Here is a 15,366-nt window from a genome sequence, read left to right on the forward strand (position 1 = left end):
TTAATTGAGTTGATTTTGAATGCAATATGCAAGAAACAATTTTAAGTATATGTCTTGGAGTCGGATTAGCCGCTTCTGTAGGGTTTAGAGTGTTTTTACCGCTATTGGCAATGAGCTTGGCGGGTCATTATAATATAATTCCACTAAATGATAATTGGCAATGGGTTGGAAGCAATACGGCATTAATTGTATTATTGGCGGCTACACTGATAGAGATTTTAGCCTATTATATTCCGTGGTTTGATAATTTACTGGATACGATTGCAATTCCGCTGGCTGCCATCGCCGGAACAGCCGTTATGGTATCTACTGCTGCTAATTTAAGTCCTGTAGTAACCTGGGCATTAGCTATCATTGCAGGAGGAGGAACAGCGGCAACTGTAAAAAGTACCATGAGTGCATCCAGATTAACTTCTACAGCGACAACAGGAGGGTTGGCTAACCCTGTTATTTCTACAGCAGAAACAGGAACTGCAACGATTATGTCTGTATTGTCTATATTCCTTCCCTTATTGGCAATAGTTGTTTTAATAATTTTATTTTTTGGTTTAAGAAAAGTTTATAAAAAACTATTCATTAGCTCTTCTTGAAAATCGATTTAAAAAAGTTATTTTTGACCCTGCAAAAGCAAGCAATTTTGAACAAAACGAACCTGAAAACCATCGCAATGATCCCTGCGAGATATGCTGCATCCAGATTCCCTGGAAAATTAATGCAGGATCTTGAGGGCAAATCTGTTATTTTACGTACGTATGAAGCAGCGGTTAATACATCATTATTTAATGAAGTATACGTAGTTACGGATAGTGAAATTATATTCGATGAAATTACATCAAACGGTGGTAAAGCAATCATGAGTATCAAAGCACATGATTGTGGAAGTGATAGAATAGCAGAGGCGGTAGAAAATATGGACATCGATATCGTAGTCAATGTTCAGGGTGATGAACCTTTTACAGAAAGAGAAAGTTTAGAAAAGGTGTTGGAAGTTTTTGAAGGAGATGATGCCGATAAGATAGATCTTGCAAGTTTAATGACTCCTATAAACGATTGGGATGATATCGTGAATCCTAATAGTGTAAAAGTGATTGTGGATAAAGACAATTATGCTCTTTATTTTTCTCGTGCTCCCATACCTTATCCAAGAGATAAAGAAATACATCATACGTATTTTAAACATAAAGGAATCTATGCGTTTAAAAAGCAAGCCATTCTGGATTTTTATCGCCTACCGATGAAAACACTAGAAGCTTCTGAGAAAATAGAATGCATACGATATCTTGAGTATGGTAAGAATATTAAAATGATAGAAACACATCATGAAGGTGTGGAAATTGATACCCCGGAAGATTTAGAAAAAGCTAGAAAACTAATTAACAAACAAAATCTTTTGAATATAACAGCTACAAAGACTCCTAAGGTGAAGGAAGCTCTTCATAAAAATTTCCCTATGGTACCAAGAGTGGTTTTTGGTAAAGGTTCTTTTGACCAATTAGAACAAATCCTCTCTTCTCAACGAAAAAACGGAGCTCCATTTATTTATCTAATTGATGATGTTTTTGAACAGAATAAAGCATTCATTGAAAATAGAATACAGCTATCAGGAAATGATAGAATAGTATACGTCTCTACCAAAGAAGAGCCCAAAACATCACAGGTTGATATGCTTGTTTCAGAATTTAGGAGCAACTATAGTTTTGTACCAAGTGGTATTATTGGTATTGGAGGTGGATCTATAATGGATCTGGCAAAAGCAGTTGCCATAATGATGAACAACACAGGTAGCGCTACAGAATATCAAGGTTGGGATCTTGTTGGAAACAGAGCGGTGTACCATGTTGGAATCCCGACAATTTCAGGTACCGGTGCAGAAGTTTCGAGAACTACAGTATTAACTGGTCCTGAGAAAAAATTGGGTATTAACTCTGATTTCACCCCATTTGATCAGGTAATTTTAGATCCTGAGTTGATTAAAGATGTACCAAAAGATCAGTGGTTCTATACAGGAATGGATTGTTATATACACTGTATAGAATCCTTAAAAGGAACATATTTGAACGCTTTTAGCCAAAGTTATGGAGAAAAAGCACTCGACCTTTGCAAAGAAATTTTCTTAGACGAAACACTAGACAAGGAAGAAGCAGATGCAAAATTAATGATGGCTTCTTGGCATGGAGGGATGAGTATTGCATATTCGCAAGTTGGAGTAGCTCATGCAATGAGTTATGGACTTGCCTATGTATTAGGAACGAAACACGGTATAGGAAACTGTATTGTATTCGATAAATTGGGCGATTATTATCCTGAAGGTGTTGCACTCTTTAAAAAAATGAAAGAGGTACATAAAATAGAACTGCCAACAGGAATTTGCGCTACAATCACTGAAAAACAACTAGACACTATGGTATCTGTAGCCTTAGGTTTAGTGCCATTATGGGAAAATGCCTTGGGTAAGAATTGGGAGGATAAAATAAGTGCGGATATATTAAAAAAGATTTACCGAACTTTATAGCTGATTTTTCATAACTGAAATTACCATGACAAAACTAGCATCTTTTATATTTTATAAAATCATGGGATGGAAGATGATTGGTGACTTCAATAGTAAGACTATAAAAAAATGTGTCGTTATTGCAGTTCCTCATACAAGCTGGCACGATTTTTATCTTGGATTATTAATTCGGAAGATACAACAGGTAAAAATTAGTTTTATGGGAAAGAAAGAACTTTTCAAATGGCCATTTGGTTGGTATTTTAGAAAAGTTGGGGGGATCGCTTTGGATAGAACACCTGGGCAGAATAAAGTCGAAGCGATCGCAAAAGAATTTGAAAAACGAGATGAACTAAGATTAACACTGGCTCCAGAAGGCACTCGAAAGAAAGTGACTACTTGGAAAACAGGATTTTATTATATTGCTAAAGCTGCCAATGTTCCTATCATTATGGTCGCCTTTGACTTTGGAAAAAAAAGAGTAGTAATTTCTTCTCCTTTTTACCCAACAGATGATATTGATAAAGATTTACAGTTTATGTATAGTTTCTTTAAAGGTGTTAAAGGTAAAATTCCTAAATATAGTTTTGAACCAGAAGCCTAGAATTTTCGAGTTTCCTGTTTTTTAATAACTTCTTTTTTAGTTTTTTCTTCTTCTAAAGACCCAGCACCAAAAAGTAATTCTGTGCTGGTAAATGTAGTTCCAAATGTTTTTGCAGCCAAATATACCTGAGATAATGCGTTTTCTACTTGTTCGACACTCAATTCTTCTAGTGGATGAACATATGCCGACCAAAGAATTCCATTAGAAATGGCATATTTAACATCCAGCGCCGAATGAAAATTAGCTGTCATAGCATCTAATAATAAATCTTTATCAAGATGGGTTGACTCTATGATAGGTGCAATGATGCGCATTCTGTTGTTTTTTGCATCAGTAATACAAAGCATAGTAGTTTGCTTATAAACAAACTGCCAGTTCCCTGATATTCCACCTAATGTATCTGCTTTTTTAGTTATAATTTCGCCTAAAATATCATTATTCATGTCTTGTGCTTGAGCAACTAATCCAAAAAAAAGAAATACCAAAAAAATCCAAGGTTTCATAATCGTGCTGATTTTTAGTTAAGTCGAAAACATATTTTAAACTTAACAAAAAAAGACTGCCTTTTGTTGGCAGTCTTTTTATAAGGTATTGTTGTTAATTTAGCTATCCATCAGAAGAGGACTCTTCCATCGTATGATATACGTTCTGAACGTCATCATCTTCCTCAATTTTTTCCAAAAGTTTTTCTACATCTGCTGCTTGTTCTGGTGTGATTTTTTTTGTTACCTGTGGAATTCTTTCAAAACCAGATGATAAAATTTCGATCTCCCGACTTTCTAATTCTTTTTGAATGGTTCCAAAACTTTCAAAAGGTGCATAGATCAATATTCCATCTTCATCCTGAAAAACTTCTTCTGCTCCAAAATCTATAAACTCTAATTCTAATTCTTCAGGATCAAGACCTTCTCCATCAATTCTAAAGTTACAGGTATGGTCAAACATGAATTCTACCGACCCAGATGTGCCTAGGTTACCATCACATTTATTAAAATAAGATCTAATATTAGCGACGGTTCTATTGTTGTTATCAGTAGCAGTTTCTACTAGAATAGCTATTCCGTGAGGTGCATACCCTTCAAAAAGTACTTCTTTATAATCTCCCTGACTTTTGTCAGAAGCTCTTTTAATAGCACGTTCTATATTGTCCTTTGGCATGTTTACAGATTTAGCATTCTGTATAACCGCTCTTAACTTTGAATTGGAATCAGGATCGGGACCTCCTTCTTTTACCGCCATAACGATATCTTTGCCAATTCTAGTAAATGCTCTGGCCATTGCAGACCAACGTTTCATTTTTCGTGCCTTTCTGAACTCAAAAGCTCTTCCCATAATCTAAATTTAAAATCAGAATACAAACATAAGTAGAAACCAAAAGTTTCACAAATGCATATTCATTTCCATTTTATCTTTTATTCTTCTTCTTCTACAATTCCATCGATGGCTTTGGCAAGTTGAAAGTCTTTTTCAGTTACTCCATCAGCATCATGTGTTGATAGGCTTATAGTAACAACATTGTATACATTGGACCAATCAGGATGATGATTTAAAGCTTCGGCTTCAAAAGCAATTCGAGACATCGCTGAAAAAGCATCTTTAAAGTTTTCAAACTCGAATGAAGTATGAAGCGCATTATCCTCATATTCCCAACCTCCCATTTTTTCTAGACGTGATACAATCTCATTTTCAGTAAGTTTCATAATTTATATAATTTTGTTTATTTAAGGTTATTATTTGTAAAGTTATTAAAGCCCTAATTCTTTTCGGAGTACTTTATCTACATTACTATTTTTATTCCAGTAAGGAGATTTCATGCGCTTTATCTTGGTAGCTTTGGTAGTTAATTCTTTTACATTTGCACCAAACCCACTTTTAAAGGTCTCCGTCCAGCTTTCTATCTCGTAAGGGAAATCACTATTGAAAATGACACCAATACTTCTGTTCAACGATGGATAATCTATTGTATAGGTGTATAAACTATCGCTTTTTTGTAAAGTAGCTTTGGCAGAATATGCTTTGATCTCTTGATGCTTAAGTCGGCAATATTCTAATGAAGGAATAATTTTTAGGTCTCCCTCAGGAAGATTATCAGGGTCAATTCTGATTTTTGTCCATAATTCGTTCTCAAGAATTTCTTTTTCTAATGTAAACGCCTGATCCGCTTCTCCCTGAAAATAAGAGTGAGACATAATATCAAAGGTTTCTCTATTGTTTAATTGTGCATACACATGACCACACCATTCTTGTATAGAGCTCGATACTTTGATTGCATGCTGGTTATCTGCTACAGGGTAAAAAGTACTTTGCATAATGGAATATGGATAAATTCCTGTAGTAAACTTTTTAGTAGCGTTTAGTTTTAGAATCGGAATATTTGTATCGTTCTGGTGATCAGCTTTTACCTGTTCTTTTGGCAAAAAATCTTCAGTTACATAAATAAGAACAGCTTTTCCCTGTCTGATTTCACCATATCTGGCTTGTTCTAGTGTGTAGGAAGTGATTTCGGCATTACCGGCATACCAGTATTCTTTAAAAGCTGGAGAAAGCTCTTTAGCTTGTTTTACAACCGGATCTGTATTCTTTACTACTGTTTTTTTTGTATTTCCATTCTTTTTATCTGCTTTGATATTGCTGCAAGCAATAAATACCAAAGCACCTAATATCCCTAATAGGAACAATGACTTCTTCATAGTTTTATTTTTTGGTATTCGTGTAATTTCTTATAAAACCTATAGGTCGAATGTATAATATAACACTTCCCTATTTTATTGTTAAACTAAAGTACGATAAAGCTACGATCCGACAATTTCTCTTAACGTTTCATAAACAAGTTGTACTGGTAATCCCATCACATTAAAATAACTACCTTCAATATGGGTGATGCCAATATAACCGATCCATTCTTGTATACCATAGGCGCCCGCTTTATCAAAGGGAGTATATGTATCTACATAGTAATTAATTTCTTGAGAAGTTAACTCTTTAAAAGTTACTTTGGTTGTTTGATGTATAATTTTGGTCGTTGTGGTTGTCTTAAAACAAACAGAGGTAATAACTTCATGCGTTTGTCCTGAAAGTGAAGATATCATGTTTTTGGCATCCTTTGCATCTGTAGGTTTTCCCATGGCTTTTTCATGATGCCAAACAATCGTATCACTAGTAACCAGAATATCTTTGGGTTGAAGTTCTGTAAACTCATCCGCTTTCAGCTTTGCTAAATAATCAGGTATCGCCGAGGCTTTCAGGTGATCTGGATAAATTTCTTCAATTTCCTTTAATTGAATGGTGAAATCTAAATCTAAATCTTTGAAAAACTGTTGTCTCCTGGGTGATCCTGAAGCTAAAATAAGACGGTGGTTTTTTAATAATTCTCTAAGCATACCCCTATAGTAAAATAAATTGATACAGTAATAATGATAAAGAGGACAGAAACAAAACTATTTTTAAAATAAGTCGTAACGTTTTAAAATCTTTGTTGTTATCTGCATTCCAGCTCCTAAACATAAAATATAACAACGGCGCCACCAGTAAACCTAAAACCAATACCACTGTAACAGAATTGCTGAAAAGATAGGTATATACATAATAAATGATCAATCCAACAGGAAGTATGGTCAATCCACTGATAAGTTTGGCAGTGCGATCTTTTCCTAAGGCAATTGGAATGGTTTGTAAACCAGTATTATGATCTTTATTAATTGTAAGACAGTCTTTTACAATTTCTCGTATCGTAACTAGAACGAATGCAAAAATAGCGTAGTCCACAATAATTAAAAAGATAACTTTCTGTGAAGCCCTGTTCTGTTCAGTAATAGCCGGTAGTAAATCAAAAACAGCTACAGCGATCAATCCTAACGCCATTAAAATGCCTATAAGTAGATTTTTGACAATTAAAATTTCTTTTAGGTATGTGGCATAAATATAAAATATACCAGAAACCACAACAAACAATGCCGCTAATTTTGGTTTTCCAATAATGTTCGCTAGATAAAAGCCCATACCCACACCGATTACATTAAAAATTATAAAAAGGCGATTAGCAGTTTTTTCTGATATCATCCCTTTTGTGTTTTTTTTTAAAGTAGTATGTTCCTTATTTTGGATATACAGCATAACATTTGCAGCTGCTACTAATAAAATTGTAGAGAGGATCAAAAGGGAAATTCCAAATCCATTTAAGGTAATGTCAATCTCAAAAGGCTCAAAAAGACCGTATTTAATACATAGTTGTGCTATCGCAATCAGGATAAGATTATCAAATTTAATTAGCTTCAAATAAGATTGCATATGCGATTTGTTTGATTCGTTCGCAAATGTAATAATTAATACTTTTTATTAGGGTATTAACTTAACTTCTTACATCCATTATTTAATAAAGAAATTAACACATATTAACGTTAACGGTGGGTTAACGATGTTGAATTTTTCGTTTTGATTGCAGGGATCCTCTACATTTGATTCCATCAACAATCAAAAAAAGAATAGTAATGTTACGAATCATCATCATTTTGTTTGTAGTTTCTAGTTCATTTGGACAGACAAAATATCAAAAAGACTTTGATTATTATTGGAAAACGGTAGATCAATACTTTGCATATTTTGATGTCCAAAAAACAGACTGGGATGAAGTAAGAAGGATTTATCAACCTACGGTCGATACAATTAAAAATGATGATGATTTTATTCGTTTATTAGAGATGACCAATAACGAATTGTACAATGGGCATATAAGTCTGAATACTAATTTGGTTTCTTCAACCAGGTTAATACCATCTGGAACAGATATCTGGGTTTCTCATAAGGATAATGATTTTATTATAACTGCTATTAGGGAAGGTTTTCCTGCTGAGGAATCGGGTTTAAGAATTGGTATGAAAATAACAGCATATAACGGAGTTCCAATCTCAGAAGCGATGAAAAAGTATTTACCGAAAAGTATAAAGAAACATACAAATTCAATCTACGAATACGCGGTAAATCTTTTGATTGCTGGTACGCACAACACAAAAAGAAGTATCTATGTTAATGACTCATTAACTTTCAATATAGAAAATGTAAAAAATGATAGCCAAAAAGAATTAGTAACATCAAAAATTATTGACAATACAATCGGTTATATAAAAATTAATAACTCTTTAGGAAATAATAACACCATTGAAGCTTTTGATATGGTTATGAATAATCTACAAAATACCAGTGGAATTATTTTAGACCTCAGAGATACACCTGGCGGAGGCAATACTACAGTGGCACGAGCTATTATGGGATGGTTTAGTACAAAAGAAATACCTTATCAACGCCATAGTTTTCCTTATGAAGAAAAGCTATATGGAATTAAGAGAAATACGATTGAATTGGTTTCTCCCAGAGGAAAAAGTTATGAGAAACCGCTAGTCATTCTTAGCGGAAGATGGACAGGTAGTATGGGAGAAGGAATTACAATTGGATTTGACGGGATGAACAGAGCAGCAATTGTGGGCACGGAAATGGCGGGCTTATTAGGAGCAATTTATAACTATACAGTAACAGAAACAGGTATTGGGTTTCAGATTCCTGTAGAAAAGTTGTTTCATATTAATGGAACACCCAGAGAGAAGTTTAGACCAAAACATTATATCTTAGATACCAATGATCAATTGCAAAAAGCAATTGAAATTATCAAAGCATCCTTCTAATGAAAAAAAAGATAAAGATACTGATCATCACATCTGCAGCAGCCTTAATAGCACTATGCGCCATACAAGCTTATCTAATACACAATACGTATCAACTTAAGAAGGATGTGTTTATTCGAGAGACAAAAAGTGCTATTAGTGATATTGATAACACTAAAGAGATGGATTCGCTAGCAGAACTTTGGTACACCTATTTAAGTGAAAGTCTATTAGAATATAAGAAAAATAATATCCTCAAAAAAGAAGCACTCAATAGTTTTAAACCGAAAACAGATTCGTTAAATGGTTTGTTCATAGCGTATTATAAAAAAGAAATTGCAAACCGGAATTTAGAATACGATATACAATATAAAAAAGATATTAAAAGCATCGTGATTTTTGATAACGAAGAGATGGACTCTATTTTTTCAGCAGTAGATGGAGAGAACAGGTACGCTTTTGGAGAAAAATTTCCCAAAAAAGATGAAGTTGTAATGAGTAGGGGACGCTGGTTTACTGATTTTGATTATGAAAATGAAGTTAATAATGATGTAATCAATGTCTCATTAAATATAGAGATCAAAACAGTAGATTATATCAATATTATAGGTTGGAAACAGATCGTGTTTAAACAGATGGCGACGTTATTTATATTTTCAGTGTTATTATTTCTTTTTGTAGTGAGTCTAATGTTTTATTCCATCAGAAACTTGATTCGACAGAAAAAATTAGCGGATATAAAAACTGATTTTATTAATAATATCACTCATGAATTGAAAACTCCGATGGCGACTTTGGGAATAGCTTCTAAAAGTTTGAGAAAAACAGCGATACAGAATGTTCCGGATGCATTTTCGAATACACTAGACATTCTGGATCGTCAGAATAACAGGCTACAAAAACTAGTGGATCAAGTAGTGACGAATAGTTTGGGTTCTGAAGAAATAGAGCTCAACAAAGAAGAAGTATTGGATGACGTTTATTTTCAAAATGTTTTAAAGGATTTTGAATTATCTGTTCAAGATAAAAATGTGAACATTACATCAAAAATTGAATTCAGAGAAGTTCTTTTGAGTATAGATAAATTTATGTTTACCACAGCCTTGTTAAATATTTTAGAGAATGCTGTAAAATACGGTAAAGAACCTGTAGATATTGTTTTTAGAACATATCTTAAAGAAAATCAATATGAGATATCCATTCATGATAACGGAATAGGGATTTCTGAAAAAGAACAACGTAAGATTTTTGAAAAGTTTTATCGTATTACTAAAGGAGATGTTCACGATGTAAAGGGTTTGGGATTAGGGTTGTTTTACACAAACCAGATTGTGAAAGCACATCAAGGGACAGTTACGTTAGAGAGTAAATTAGATTTAGGAACTACGTTCACTATAACAATACCTGTAAACGAATAATTATGAAGCATATATTATTAGCAGAAGATGACTTTGATTTTGGTAGCATTTTAAAGCAATATTTAGAACTTCATGGATATAATGTGATTTGGGCTAAAGACGGTAAAGAAGCTTTGCAGGTATTTTCTGAAGAACAATTTGATATTTGTGTTTTTGATGTGATGATGCCAAAAATGGATGGTTTTACATTAGCAGAAAAAGTGATCGATATGAATCCTGAAACTCCATTCGTTTTTCTTACTGCAAAAAAAATGAAAGAGGATAAAATCCGTGGATTAAAACTGGGAGCTGATGACTATATCGTAAAACCTTTTGAAGCAGATATTTTGATTTTGAGACTTCAAAATATTCTAAAACGATCCCAACGGATCATGGCAATACGCGAAGAAATAATATCTGTAGGGGATTACAAATTTGATGCAACTAATCATTGTTTAAAATTAAATGGAGAACGTCAGAAACTTACAGAAAAGGAAACTATCTTAATTCAATATCTATATGATCATAAAAATACCCTGATAAAGAGAGAGAATCTATTAAAAGAAGTTTGGGGTAATGACGATTTCTTCTCCGGTAGAAGTATGGATGTATTCATCAGTAGATTACGAAAATATTTTAAAGAAGATAAAAAGATAAAAATAGAAAGTGTGAGAGGAGTAGGGCTTACATTTTATTTAAAATGAATTTCATCAATCATCAATCATCAATCAAAAAACGAAAAATATGAGAACCATTAGTTTCATTTTATGTCTTACAATCTCTTTTTGTGTGAATGCACAATCATTAGAAGATCAGTTAAATGAAAAAATAGACTCCTTATATAAAACTAGTAATATAGCTGGTTTAGGAGTGTCTATATTAACAACTGATACAATACTTTACAAAAAAGGTTTTGGTTATGCGGATATCAAAACAAAGAAAAAATATACCGTAAATACGACACAAAACATTGGTTCTGTTTCAAAGACTTTTGTTGGTGTCGCTTTAATGAAAGCGATTGAGGATGGTAAAATAACAATCGATACGCCTATCAATAATATTTTGCCGTTTAACATCAATCATCCAAAATATCCCGAAGTTGCTATTACGGTAAAGCACCTGGCAACCCATACCTCTTCTATTTTGGATACCGATGCTTATGAAAAGAGTTATGTGATGGAAGATGGAATAGTACTAAATGAAGGGAATTTTACAAAAAAAGAATGGAAAGAGTTGAAAGCAATGAGAGCTAATAAAGATGATAATCTTGAAAACTTTCTAAAAAATCATTTGACTCCAAAAGGGGAATGGTACAAAACAAATAATTTCTTGAAGTATAAACCAGGAAGTAGGTACGAATATTCTAATATAGGATGTGCATTACTAGGATATATTATCGAAATAGTGACAGATACTTCTTTTCCCGAGTACACGCAAAGACATATCCTGGAACCTTTAGAACTAAATAATTCTGGTTGGTCATATAAGGTCGTTAATAAAGAACAATATGCTTCTACTTATACAGAGACAGGAAATAAAATACCACGATATCATTTAATTACTTATCCCGATGGAGGATTTAAAAGTAATATAGAAGATTTGTCCAAATATCTACAAGGCTTAATGAGAGGATACTACGGCGAAGATGCTATTCTCAAAACATCATCCTTTCTGGATATGATGTCACCTAAGTTAACTAAAGAACAATTTAATACTAAAAAAGAATTAAAAAATAACTACGGGTACTTTTGGGAAGTATCTCCTACTGGAAAAATGGGGCATAGCGGAGCTGATCCTGGTATATTAACATTAATGTATTTCAATAAAGATGAAAAAGTAGGAGCTATATTTTTAATGAACACAAGTTTAGAGGGAAATAAGGATATGCTTAAATCAGTCCGAGACATATGGAATGTAATAAAAGAATATAAAAAACAATACATCAATATTATATAGAAACATCAATCATTAATCAGTCCTCCTATGGAGGATCAAAAAACGAATATTATGAGAACATTATTTTTAATTATTACAAGCTTGATTATGGGCTTGTTCACAGTAAAAGCCCAAACAACAACTAATACATCAACATCTTCTTCTACCAAAGTATCTGTAAGTATTGATGGTGATACAGAAAAAGAATCATATTACAGATCGTTTGTCACACTAGATATGGACAATGATTATAAAATTAAGGTTCGGTTTATGAAGGATATGAAATCTGATGTAAAACTCTATTTGATCGATCAATTTGGAAAAGAAAATATGGCTGCAAAGGATGGCACATACGCTTGGTATAAAAAAATAGACGAAGAAGAGATATATGAAGTGAGATTAAAAGGTACTAAATTAAAGATTCATTTAAACAAGGGGCTTGCATCTGATGCGCTTCTTAAGAGATTTAAAGCAATAGGTAAAGAACTAAAGTCTATTACTTCAAACTCAGAAAAAAGCTAATTCTAGAATAATCAACATCAATCAATAACCTGTCCGCCTAAGGTGGATTATTAATCAAAAAAATGAATAGTATGAAAACCATCATTATTATATTATGTATGATATTTACTATGCCGATGATCAATGCACAAACGAACGCTACTTCTAAAGTAACAGTTAAGTATTCCAATAATGATGCTAGCGAGAATGGATATAGAATAAATATTTCTATCTCTAATACCAATGATACTTATACTTTGAACGCAAAGTTCCCATCTCACAAAACCGAAGAGGTGAAGCGGTTTTTAAACGATCATTTGGATACAAAATTTTCTAAGAATTATGGGGCTTATACTTGGAACTATCATAATACCGGAAAAGAAGTATATACCGTAAAACTTAGAAAAGGAAAGTTATCCATTTTTTTGAATAAAGAATATGCATCTATCGACCTTGTCGAAGATTTGCTAGATGTTTTTGGAGATTTAAGGGACTTAATAAAAAAGGAGTCATAATTTTTTGAAACAACTACGAGTAACAAAAAGTCTGTTAGGTAATCAATCAAATAATTAAATATGAGAAAAATATTCATTTTGCTATTCGTATGCATTGGTTTCTTGTCTTGCTCAAAAAGTGAAGAAGACAAATTAGTATATGAAATATCGCATAGTGTAACAGATAGTATTTCTTTAATCAAAATCAACATGAAATTTAAACCAGATCCTGGCAAAACAACAACACTTCGGTTTCAGAATGATGCTTGGGGAGAAAAAGATCTTCATAAAAGTATTCATAAAATGAACCTGGTAAACACAAAAGGAAAAGCGGTTAAAAACAGCGATAGTAACTGGATACAGATAACACACCCCAAAGGAACAAAGGAGATTCATTTCGAGTACGTTCTTAAACAGGATTTAAGTACTGACTTGGTAGCTCAAAATAGATATAGACCAATAATTGACAAGAACTATTTCCATATTTTTTCACATAACTTGTTTATGCTTCCAAATCATCTTATTCGACAAAAGGAAGATACATTTGATGTAGTTTTACATTGGAAGAATTTTCCAGAAGACTTTATCATTCATAATAGCTTCGGAAGTAAAAAGCGAAGACAATACATAGAGGATGTAACAGAAGAAGAATTTCATTCGGCAATTTTTGTTGGAGGCGATTTTAGAATCTATACCAATGACATACAAAATAATCAATTAATATTTGCCACCCGAGGAAGTTGGATACCTTTTAATGACTCTATTGTATCTGATTTACTCTACAGAACGGTCAAGGCCCAACGTAATTTTTGGAGCGATCATTCACAAGAGTATTTTACGGTAACTATGATTCCATTTCCCCAAAAAGAAGGAAGCAGCTTTGGCGGTACTGGATTGACCAATTCATTTGCTACTGCAGTTTCTAATAATGATCAAACATCTATTGAGCAACTAAGTTATTTGTTCAATCACGAATTGATGCATAACTGGATTGGTCAGGCTATCAAAAACGAAAATGAAGAAGCACAATATTGGTTTAGTGAAGGCTTTACAGAGTATTATACACAAAAAAATATAGCTAAAAATAAAATACTAGGATTCGATGAAGAGAATTTTATTAGAGAAATGAATAGTACGATCAAAAATTTATTCTCATCACCGGTAGCAGATAAACCCAATAGCGAAATTAACTACAATAATTTCTGGTCTGATCGAGATTATGAAAAGCTCCCATATTATCGAGGTTCAGTGTTTGCGTTTCTTTTAGACTTAAAAATAAAAAAAGAATCTAATGATCAATATAGTCTTGATAATGTAATGAAGACTCTTTTTGAGCAATCAAAAAAAGGTAAAAAACTGAATTCAAAAATGTTTATTGAAACAGTTAGTAAATTTACATCAAAGCGTATTGATTCCTTTTTTGAACGACATATTATAGAAGGCCAATTGTTTGATCTAAGCGTTATTTTTAATGATTTGGGTTTAGAATATAGTTCAAAGGCTAAAGTTTTTGATCAAGGCTTTTCTTTTGATAAAAAAACGAATACTGTTAGAAATGTTGATGATAGATCAGCTGCATACAAGGCAGGTCTTCGGTCAGGTGATTTGCTAAATGGATGGAGCATACATTATGGCAATATCAAAAAAGAAGTAGAACTTAAAATAGATAAAGAAGGCAAAGAAAAAATGATAACCTATGTACCGGTTAAAGAGATAGCTGTTCCGCAATTACATGTTAATGAAAGTACTAGCAAAAAAATTAACCTATAATTATCGATGATGATAAGGCTCATTTCTTAAAATGGTAAAGCCTCTATATAATTGTTCTATAAAAAACAACCGAATCATTTGATGAGAGAATGTCATTTTAGATAATGAAATTTTACCATTCGCTCTATGATATATTTCTTCGCTAAATCCATACGGTCCCCCAATCACAAAAATTAATTGTTTGATACCACTACTCATATGCTTCTGTAAGAGTTCAGAAAAACCGACCGAATCAAACTGCTTTCCCTTTTCATCCAATAGAACAAGAACATCAGAAGCAATAGTTTTGTTTAAAATTAGTTTGCCTTCTTTGTTTTTTTGTTGGGTTTCGCTCAGGTTTTTAGAATGTTTTATATCCGGAATAATTTCAAAAGTAAATTTCACATAAAACCCCAATCTTTTGATATATTCAGAAATAAGATTTTCTAGTTGTTGATGATCGGTTTTACCGATTGCGATTAATTTAATTGTCATGGATATGGTTTCTTTAAGTACTTTGTACAGCCAACTTCGTACTTCT

General features: G+C 32.7%; 17 protein-coding genes and 1 pseudogene. 11 read left to right on the forward strand and 7 right to left on the reverse strand.

Translation table 11 applies throughout. The annotated features are described in order from the left end of the window. Positions 1-26: 26 nt before the first annotated feature. From ACWGOQ_RS07620 to ACWGOQ_RS07635, 4 genes and pseudogenes are all read left to right on the forward strand, one after another. A complete protein-coding gene (locus ACWGOQ_RS07620) occupies positions 27-590 on the forward strand; it encodes a DUF4126 domain-containing protein (protein WP_452057357.1) in 564 nt (187 codons plus the stop codon). Positions 591-667: 77 nt separating this feature from the next. Next, positions 668-1,372: pseudogene (kdsB, locus tag ACWGOQ_RS07625) on the forward strand (3-deoxy-manno-octulosonate cytidylyltransferase); the annotation flags it as partial. Between the two features lie 78 nt (positions 1,373-1,450). Then, positions 1,451-2,512, forward strand: a complete 1,062-nt coding sequence (locus tag ACWGOQ_RS07630) for an iron-containing alcohol dehydrogenase family protein (protein WP_452057942.1) — start codon at positions 1,451-1,453, stop codon at positions 2,510-2,512. 25 nt (positions 2,513-2,537) lie between these two features. Further along, positions 2,538-3,095, forward strand: a complete 558-nt coding sequence (locus tag ACWGOQ_RS07635; protein WP_452057358.1) for a 1-acyl-sn-glycerol-3-phosphate acyltransferase — start codon at positions 2,538-2,540, stop codon at positions 3,093-3,095. Here ACWGOQ_RS07635 and ACWGOQ_RS07640 read toward each other — a convergent pair. From ACWGOQ_RS07640 to ACWGOQ_RS07665, 6 genes are all read right to left on the reverse strand, one after another. After that, positions 3,092-3,598 (reverse strand): hypothetical protein, encoded by a 507-nt coding sequence (locus ACWGOQ_RS07640; protein ID WP_452057359.1) that lies wholly within the window; start codon positions 3,596-3,598, stop codon positions 3,092-3,094. The two genes, ACWGOQ_RS07635 and ACWGOQ_RS07640, sit on opposite strands and share 4 nt — an antisense overlap. A gap of 103 nt (positions 3,599-3,701) precedes the next feature. Further along, positions 3,702-4,427, reverse strand: coding sequence for a YebC/PmpR family DNA-binding transcriptional regulator (locus tag ACWGOQ_RS07645; RefSeq protein ID WP_452057360.1), 726 nt, complete (start codon positions 4,425-4,427; stop codon positions 3,702-3,704). 80 nt (positions 4,428-4,507) lie between these two features. Continuing rightward, complete coding sequence (locus ACWGOQ_RS07650) at positions 4,508-4,798, reverse strand: 4a-hydroxytetrahydrobiopterin dehydratase (RefSeq protein WP_452057943.1); 291 nt, start codon at positions 4,796-4,798, stop codon at positions 4,508-4,510. Between the two features lie 42 nt (positions 4,799-4,840). Next, on the reverse strand, positions 4,841-5,785 hold the full coding sequence (locus ACWGOQ_RS07655) for a septum formation inhibitor Maf (protein WP_452057361.1): 945 nt from the start codon (positions 5,783-5,785) through the stop codon (positions 4,841-4,843). Between the two features lie 102 nt (positions 5,786-5,887). Next, on the reverse strand, positions 5,888-6,475 hold the full coding sequence (locus ACWGOQ_RS07660; protein ID WP_452057362.1) for a Maf-like protein: 588 nt from the start codon (positions 6,473-6,475) through the stop codon (positions 5,888-5,890). A gap of 4 nt (positions 6,476-6,479) precedes the next feature. Then, positions 6,480-7,382: a geranylgeranylglycerol-phosphate geranylgeranyltransferase gene (locus tag ACWGOQ_RS07665; protein WP_452057363.1), complete on the reverse strand. Its 903-nt coding sequence runs from the start codon at positions 7,380-7,382 to the stop codon at positions 6,480-6,482. Positions 7,383-7,582: 200 nt separating this feature from the next. On the opposite strand from ACWGOQ_RS07665, the gene ACWGOQ_RS07670 reads away from it, so the two are divergent. From ACWGOQ_RS07670 to ACWGOQ_RS07700, 7 genes are all read left to right on the forward strand, one after another. Then, complete coding sequence (locus ACWGOQ_RS07670) at positions 7,583-8,770, forward strand: S41 family peptidase (RefSeq protein ID WP_452057364.1); 1,188 nt, start codon at positions 7,583-7,585, stop codon at positions 8,768-8,770. Then, complete coding sequence (locus tag ACWGOQ_RS07675; RefSeq protein ID WP_452057365.1) at positions 8,770-10,167, forward strand: sensor histidine kinase; 1,398 nt, start codon at positions 8,770-8,772, stop codon at positions 10,165-10,167. Before ACWGOQ_RS07670 ends, ACWGOQ_RS07675 begins: the two co-directional genes overlap by 1 nt. Before the next feature lie 2 nt (positions 10,168-10,169). Beyond that, positions 10,170-10,850 (forward strand): response regulator transcription factor, encoded by a 681-nt coding sequence (locus tag ACWGOQ_RS07680; protein WP_452057366.1) that lies wholly within the window; start codon positions 10,170-10,172, stop codon positions 10,848-10,850. A gap of 40 nt (positions 10,851-10,890) precedes the next feature. Further along, positions 10,891-12,102 (forward strand): serine hydrolase domain-containing protein, encoded by a 1,212-nt coding sequence (locus ACWGOQ_RS07685; RefSeq protein ID WP_452057367.1) that lies wholly within the window; start codon positions 10,891-10,893, stop codon positions 12,100-12,102. 51 nt (positions 12,103-12,153) lie between these two features. After that, positions 12,154-12,603, forward strand: coding sequence for a hypothetical protein (locus ACWGOQ_RS07690; protein ID WP_452057368.1), 450 nt, complete (start codon positions 12,154-12,156; stop codon positions 12,601-12,603). Positions 12,604-12,674: 71 nt separating this feature from the next. Next, entirely contained in the window at positions 12,675-13,097 is a 423-nt protein-coding gene (locus ACWGOQ_RS07695; RefSeq protein ID WP_452057369.1) for a hypothetical protein, read from the forward strand. 60 nt (positions 13,098-13,157) lie between these two features. Further along, positions 13,158-14,846, forward strand: coding sequence for a M1 family aminopeptidase (locus ACWGOQ_RS07700; RefSeq protein WP_452057370.1), 1,689 nt, complete (start codon positions 13,158-13,160; stop codon positions 14,844-14,846). On the opposite strand, the gene rlmH is transcribed toward ACWGOQ_RS07700, so the two are convergent. Beyond that, the gene (gene rlmH, locus ACWGOQ_RS07705; protein ID WP_452057371.1) at positions 14,847-15,320 is read right to left on the reverse strand and encodes a 23S rRNA (pseudouridine(1915)-N(3))-methyltransferase RlmH; all 474 of its coding nucleotides are present in this window, start codon (positions 15,318-15,320) and stop codon (positions 14,847-14,849) included. Positions 15,321-15,366 lie beyond the last annotated feature (46 nt).

This window comes from Aquimarina ulvae (assembly GCF_053613295.3).

What these genes read in the sequence shown, in the direction of transcription:
- ACWGOQ_RS07620 (WP_452057357.1), top strand. Translation starts at nt 27, where the DNA reads ATGCAAGAAACAATTTTAAGTATATGTCTTGGAGTCGGATTAGCCGCT.
- ACWGOQ_RS07630 (WP_452057942.1), top strand. Translation starts at nt 1,451, where the DNA reads ATGGTACCAAGAGTGGTTTTTGGTAAAGGTTCTTTTGACCAATTAGAA.
- ACWGOQ_RS07635 (WP_452057358.1), top strand. Translation starts at nt 2,538, where the DNA reads ATGACAAAACTAGCATCTTTTATATTTTATAAAATCATGGGATGGAAG.
- ACWGOQ_RS07640 (WP_452057359.1), bottom strand. Translation starts at nt 3,598, where the DNA reads ATGAAACCTTGGATTTTTTTGGTATTTCTTTTTTTTGGATTAGTTGCT.
- ACWGOQ_RS07645 (WP_452057360.1), bottom strand. Translation starts at nt 4,427, where the DNA reads ATGGGAAGAGCTTTTGAGTTCAGAAAGGCACGAAAAATGAAACGTTGG.
- ACWGOQ_RS07655 (WP_452057361.1), bottom strand. Translation starts at nt 5,785, where the DNA reads ATGAAGAAGTCATTGTTCCTATTAGGGATATTAGGTGCTTTGGTATTT.
- ACWGOQ_RS07660 (WP_452057362.1), bottom strand. Translation starts at nt 6,475, where the DNA reads ATGCTTAGAGAATTATTAAAAAACCACCGTCTTATTTTAGCTTCAGGA.
- ACWGOQ_RS07665 (WP_452057363.1), bottom strand. Translation starts at nt 7,382, where the DNA reads ATGCAATCTTATTTGAAGCTAATTAAATTTGATAATCTTATCCTGATT.
- ACWGOQ_RS07670 (WP_452057364.1), top strand. Translation starts at nt 7,583, where the DNA reads ATGTTACGAATCATCATCATTTTGTTTGTAGTTTCTAGTTCATTTGGA.
- ACWGOQ_RS07675 (WP_452057365.1), top strand. Translation starts at nt 8,770, where the DNA reads ATGAAAAAAAAGATAAAGATACTGATCATCACATCTGCAGCAGCCTTA.
- ACWGOQ_RS07680 (WP_452057366.1), top strand. Translation starts at nt 10,170, where the DNA reads ATGAAGCATATATTATTAGCAGAAGATGACTTTGATTTTGGTAGCATT.
- ACWGOQ_RS07685 (WP_452057367.1), top strand. Translation starts at nt 10,891, where the DNA reads ATGAGAACCATTAGTTTCATTTTATGTCTTACAATCTCTTTTTGTGTG.
- ACWGOQ_RS07690 (WP_452057368.1), top strand. Translation starts at nt 12,154, where the DNA reads ATGAGAACATTATTTTTAATTATTACAAGCTTGATTATGGGCTTGTTC.
- ACWGOQ_RS07695 (WP_452057369.1), top strand. Translation starts at nt 12,675, where the DNA reads ATGAAAACCATCATTATTATATTATGTATGATATTTACTATGCCGATG.
- ACWGOQ_RS07700 (WP_452057370.1), top strand. Translation starts at nt 13,158, where the DNA reads ATGAGAAAAATATTCATTTTGCTATTCGTATGCATTGGTTTCTTGTCT.
- rlmH (WP_452057371.1), bottom strand. Translation starts at nt 15,320, where the DNA reads ATGACAATTAAATTAATCGCAATCGGTAAAACCGATCATCAACAACTA.